Origin of the sequence: Streptomyces sp. NRRL WC-3549, assembly GCF_000721935.1 — a bacterium.
In the GTDB taxonomy this organism is placed as follows: Bacteria; Actinomycetota; Actinomycetes; order Streptomycetales; family Streptomycetaceae; genus Streptomyces.
This window is the reverse complement of record NZ_KL585442.1, coordinates 70,727-76,174: the sequence shown is the minus strand read 5'-3', so window position 1 is coordinate 76,174 and position 5,448 is coordinate 70,727. Positions and strand designations below refer to the sequence as shown.

Below are 5,448 nucleotides of genomic sequence, written 5' to 3'. Positions count from 1 at the left end.
CCCGGCGCGCCGGGGATCGGTTGCTTCTCTCGCTTGTCCGTCATTCCTTCTCCTCCTGAGGTGTCGGCCGGTCGCCGACCGGCCTGCCGTGCGTACGTGCGAGGGCACCGGCCCGCGCCGTACCTCCCGCCGCGGCCCCGGGCGGCCGGCACGCGGCTGCGCGGGGGCTCCCCTGCCCGGCCACGCGTATACCTGCCGCCGCCGGGCCCCCCTGCCACGGGGCGCGCCGACCCGTCACTCCTTCGGCAGCGCCCATAGGTGGGGCCCCGCGGCCGGGGTCAGCCGTTCTCCCTGGGGACGCTTTCGTTCCAGGTGCGCGAGAAGACCCGGCGCCCGTCCTCGTATCCGTCGAGCGTGGCGTCGACGTGGAAGGCGTCCTCGTCCGAGGTGAGCACGGTGCGTGTCTCGACCCGGACGTCCCAGCCGGGTCGCCCGAACCGCATCTCCCAGGCGCTCTCGCCGCGCACGGATCCGAAGTCCTCGCCGACCCAGCTGTACTTCTCGCAGGCCCGCAGCCCGGTCTCGATGCCGTTCTCGTACCGCTGGAGTCCCCGGTCCTTCACGATGTCGAGCACCGAGCGGTAGTCGACCAGGTCCCTGGACACGGTCCAGGCCTGCTCGGGCTCGCCGAGCCGGGTGACCTCGGGGGGTGCGCAGCCCTCGGGTTCGCCGAAGACCGGCAGTGCGGTGTCGTCCGGCCCGCCGGACGGGCGGACCGGCAGGGTGAGGGTGCTGCCCTCCTCGTACACGCTGAGCAGCACCGGCCGGGGCGCGGGCCAGACCAGGGGCCAGTACGAGGTGGACAGCGAGAGCCGGACGCGGTGCCCGGGCGGGAAGACCTGGGCGACTCCGTGCAGGGGGACCCGCACCTGGTAGCGCCTGCCCGGTTCCAGCGGTTCGGGGTTCTCCTCGCCGTCGCGGTGCGTCAGGTTGAGCACCCCGTACGTCACCCGGGTCGAGCGGCCGTCCGGGGCGACGTCGGAGAGCCGGACGTTCAGCTGGGCGACGGGGGCGTCCGCCGACACCTCGACGACGGCCATGGGCGATCCGAGGATCTCGATGCGCTCGGACAGCGGCGCGGTCTCGAAGACGAGCGAGCCGCCGTCCTCCTCCCGCTGGTCGTAGGGCAGGTCCGGCGGGGCGTTGTACGAGGCCCACTTGCCGGCGAACTGCCCCACGGACAGCGGGGACCGCACGGTGTGCACCCGGTCCCCCGGGGTCTCACCGGGCGTGCCCAGGGCGTGGTCCCGCAGCGGGAAGGCGGTCTCTCCGATGTGCGGCGAGGGCCAGGACGGCTCGCCGACCCAGCGTCCGGGCCGCTCCTCGTACGAGGTGGAGGGCGGCACGCTCTCCTGCATCCAGGCCTGGAGCATGGGGCCGTCCATGACTCCGTTGTCGATGCCCTTGAGCCAGTGGTCCCACCAGCGCACCACTTCCTGGAGGTACCCGATGGCCGGGCCCGGTTCACCGAGGTGCGGCAGCTTGTGCGACCAGGGGCCGATGAGCCCCTTGCGGGGCACGTCGACGTGGCTCAGCAGGCGGGTGACGGCGTTGGAGTAGCCGTCCGCCCAGCCGCTGGAGGCGAGCACCGGGCAGCGCAGGGCGCTGTAGTCCTCGCTGAGGGAGGCGTGGCGCCAGTAGTCGTCCCGCTGCTGGTGGCGCAGCCACTCCAGGACCCAGGGGCGTGCGGCCTCCAGCCGTTCCCGCCACATCGCACGCCAGCGTTCACCGACGACGGCCCGGTCGGGCGGGCAGGTGGCGTACGCGAACATGGTGCCGGCCTCGGCCAGGTTGTCGGAGAGCATCGCACCGCCGAGGTAGTGCATGTCGTCCGCGTACCGGTCGTCGGTGAACGAGGCGATGCAGATGGCACGCAGGCTGGGCGGCCGGCGCGCGGCGACCTGGAGGGCGGCGAAGGCGCCCCAGGAGATGCCCATCATCCCGGTGGTGCCGTCGCACCAGGGCTGCTCGGCGATCCAGGCCAGGACCTCTTCGGCGTCGCGCTGCTCCTGCTCCAGGTACTCGTCCAGCAGCACCCCCTCCGATTCGCCGGTCCCCCGCAGGTCGACCCGGACGCAGGCGTAGCCGTGCCCGGCGATGTAGGGGTGGTGGATGGCGTCGCGGGTGGAGGTCAGGTCGTTCTTCCGGTACGGGATGTACTCCAGGACGGCCGGTACGGGTTCGGCGTCCGAGGCGGTGGGACGCCAGATCCGGGCCGAGAGCCGGATGCCGTCGCTCATCGGGATCGTGACGTGCTTCTCTTCCTGAGTCGCCCAGGGGAGCTGGTCCACGTGGCGCATAGCTGTGCGACCTCCTTTCGTCGTACGGGGCTTCGTCGTACGGGGGCCGGCGGCTCAGGCGGGGTTCTTGCCGTGTCCGCCGGGCTCCGTGTCGTCGAAGGTGAGGCCGAGCGCGGCCACGCACCGGTCGAACTTGCGGCGGAGGCCGTCCTCGTCGTCGGCGCCGGTGAAGATGTGCGCCACCTCGTAGCTGTAGCTGTCCTGCTGGGAGACCGTGGACAGCTTCTGGCCCTCCTCGGGCACCATGTCGATGCGCACTCCGGGTATCGCGCGCTCGATGGCGGCGATCCGCTCCGGCGAGGGGATCCCGTGCACGGTGCCGTCACCGAACCAGCGGTAGTACCACTTGGCGGCCATCTTGTACGGCCCCCGGCCGCCGGGCAGGGACGGGTCCTCTCCCAGGGCGAGGCTGATCATCCGGTGGTGGTTGGGGGCACCGTCGACGTAGTCGAACAGCTCCGCGTGGGACTGGGAGTGCCGGGGGTTGATCTCCAGGAGGCTGACGGCGGCGGTCTTCGGGTCGTAGAAGTACTCGATGCTGAAGGTCGCCGAGTCCATGCCGATCTGCCGTATGGTGCGTGCGCTGACGTCGTGCAGCTTGCGGATCACCGGGGCGGGGAGGGTGCTCGGGTACTGGTGGCGCAGGAAGCAGGGCGAGCCGGGGTAGTTGATCGAGTCCAGGACGCCGTAGACGCTCACCTCGCCCTCGTACACGTAGCCCTCGACGGCGACCTGGATTCCGGTCATCGCCTCTTCGGCCAGACAGACCTGGCCTCCGACGCCCTCCATCTCCGGGGGGAGGTCCAGCAGGTCCAGTACGGCGTCGAACGGCCGGCCGACGCGCCCGATGCCCTTGCGCACCGCCTCGACGGCCTCCCGGAACTCCGCCGTGTCCGAGACGCCGAACGCCAGCTCGGACGAGTAGGCGAGGGCCGGCTTGAGCCACATCGGGAAGTGCACGCCCTCGGGCGGCCGGGGGTCCTCACCGTCCAGGTCGACCCGGCCGAACCGCGGGTACTCGTCGATGACCTTCTGCTGTTCGAGCCGGCTCCAGTACTTGTGCTCGCACTTGACGACGGACTCGAGGCTGGTGGTGCGGACCCCGTACTCCTTGCCGAGCAGCGGGACGAGGATGCTCACCGGGAAGTCCCAGTAGCCGACGATGGCGTCGACGCTGCCGTCGTGGGCGTCGAGGACGGTCCGGGCCCGGTCCAGCAGATCAGGGACGGACACCTCGCCCTCCTGTAGTTCCGCGATGCTCAGCAGGCGGTGGAAGCGGTACCTGTCGGCATGCGGGACGGCTTGCAGGGTCGGCAGGTTCGCGTCGTCGAGGCCGATGACGAAGATGTTCTTGCGCTGCCCTTCGCGCACGGGGATGTCCTTTCGGTCGGAAGGTCCGGGGGCCATGCCGGGGCGGTACGGGCCGGCGGGGCGCCGGGGCTGCGCCACCGGGGGTCCCGGGAGCGGTCACACGTCCCGCAAGCGGGGCGGCCGAAGGACCCGTGTCAGGATCGCCGGGCCGCGCCCGCGGGCGCGGGTGCCGCGCCGGGGACCACGCGCCGCGCGCCCCGGGCGGGGGTGGGCCGGGGTTCTTTGGCACCGCCGGGAGCGGCTGACACGGGCGTCCCCCGTTCCTCGCGCCAGGGGATGGGCCGCGGCGTCCGGCCGCGTCCCGGCCGGGGCGTGCCGGAGCGGGTGGCCGCCCGGGCTGCTGCGGTGGCGGGGGTTTCGGTGCATGCCGCTCGCGTGCCCCGTGCCGGCCGCGCAATGCGTACGCGTTCGCCACCGGAAGCGGCGCTTCCGGATCAGGGGGGCGCCGTCCGTCCGGGAGGCCTGGGGCGGTCAGGGGCGCCCGAGGGCCCCGGTCAGCGCACGCCGCGCGGCCGGAACTGGACGCTGATCCGCGGGCCCTGGGCGTGCGCGGTCTTCGGTACGGCGTGCTGCCACGTCCGCTGGCAGGAGCCGCCCATCACGATCAGGTCCCCGTGCCCCAGCGGCCGGCGGACCGTGTCCCCGCCGCCCAGAGGGCGCAGGAGCAGGTCACGCGGGGCGCCGAGCGAGAGGATCGCCACCATGGTGTCCTCGTGGGAGCTGCGTCCGTGGGTGTCGCCGTGCCAGGCCACGCTGTCGCGCCCGTCCCGGTAGTAGCACAGCCCGGCCGTGGTGAAGGGCTCGCCCAGTTCGTCCGCGTAGTGCGCCGAGAGGGCGCTTCGGGCCTCGTCCAGGACGGGGCTCGGCAGCGGCTCGCCGTCGCGGTAGAAGGCGAGCAGTCGGGGGACGTCGACCGTGCGGTCGTACATCTGGCGGCGCTCGGCCCGCCAGGGCACCTCGTCGGCGAGCGCGGCGAAGAGCCCGTCGCCGCCGGTCAGCCAGCCCGGCAGCAGGTCGATCCAGGCACCGTCGCCGAGGACGGTCCGGCGCAGTCCGGTGAGCCGGCCCAGAGAGGGGCGGTCGGCCTGGTCGAAGAGCGAACCCTGCAGATGCGTGGACATGAGCCCATCCTACCGGCGAATAGAACGCTTGTTCCCATTCGCGTTCGCGCTCCCCTTCGTGTGGTCCTGCCGGGACGACGGGCCGGAACCGTCACCCGCCCGTGGCGACGAGCGCGGACCGGGCCCGGTGCACCGGGGCGTCCCGCTTGGTGTAGGACGTGATCATCGCGGTCTCCACGCGCTCGACCCCGGGCAACGACCCGACCCGGTCCATGAGGTAGGTGTGCAGCGCGCGGGCGTCTTGGCAGACGGCGACGGCCATCAGGTTGTGGGAGCCGGTCGTGGTGGCGACGAAGGCCGCTTCCCGGTCGCCGGCGAGCGCCTGGGCGACACCGCCGAGGCGGGCGGGCGCGACCGAGAGCCGCAGCAGGCAGTGCGCGGTACAGCCGAAGAGGCCCGAGTCCGCCTCGACGTCGAACCGCAGCGCCCCGGACCGGCGGAGTTCCTCCAGGCGCCGGCGGACGGCGGACTCCGACCAGCCGGCCGTCCGGGCGAGGTCCGGACAGGCCGCGCGGCCGTCCGCGGCGAGGGCGGGCAGCAGGCGGCGGTCGAGATCGGTCAGCCGGAACGGCCCCGTCTCCACCGGGACGACCGGTCTCAGCGCGGCCGTCTCCTCCTCCGTCAGCGCCGAGGTCCTGCCGCTCCAGCGGCGGGCC

At 73.0% G+C, this 5,448-nt stretch carries 4 protein-coding genes; all 4 read right to left on the bottom strand.

What is annotated here, in order from left to right:
• Positions 1-278: 278 nt before the first annotated feature.
• The gene (locus IH13_RS0133815; RefSeq protein WP_031090579.1) at positions 279-2,300 is read right to left on the bottom strand and encodes a CocE/NonD family hydrolase; all 2,022 of its coding nucleotides are present in this window, start codon (positions 2,298-2,300) and stop codon (positions 279-281) included.
• Between the two features lie 54 nt (positions 2,301-2,354).
• Positions 2,355-3,671 carry an ATP-grasp domain-containing protein gene (locus IH13_RS0133810; RefSeq protein ID WP_031090576.1) on the bottom strand — a complete coding sequence of 439 codons (1,317 nt, stop codon included), beginning with the start codon at positions 3,669-3,671 and terminating at the stop codon, positions 2,355-2,357.
• A gap of 494 nt (positions 3,672-4,165) precedes the next feature.
• The gene (locus tag IH13_RS0133805; protein WP_031090574.1) at positions 4,166-4,792 is read right to left on the bottom strand and encodes an alpha-ketoglutarate-dependent dioxygenase AlkB; all 627 of its coding nucleotides are present in this window, start codon (positions 4,790-4,792) and stop codon (positions 4,166-4,168) included.
• 91 nt (positions 4,793-4,883) lie between these two features.
• On the bottom strand, positions 4,884-5,448 hold a 565-nt coding region (locus IH13_RS0133800), incomplete at its 5' end, for an Lrp/AsnC family transcriptional regulator (protein WP_158791461.1).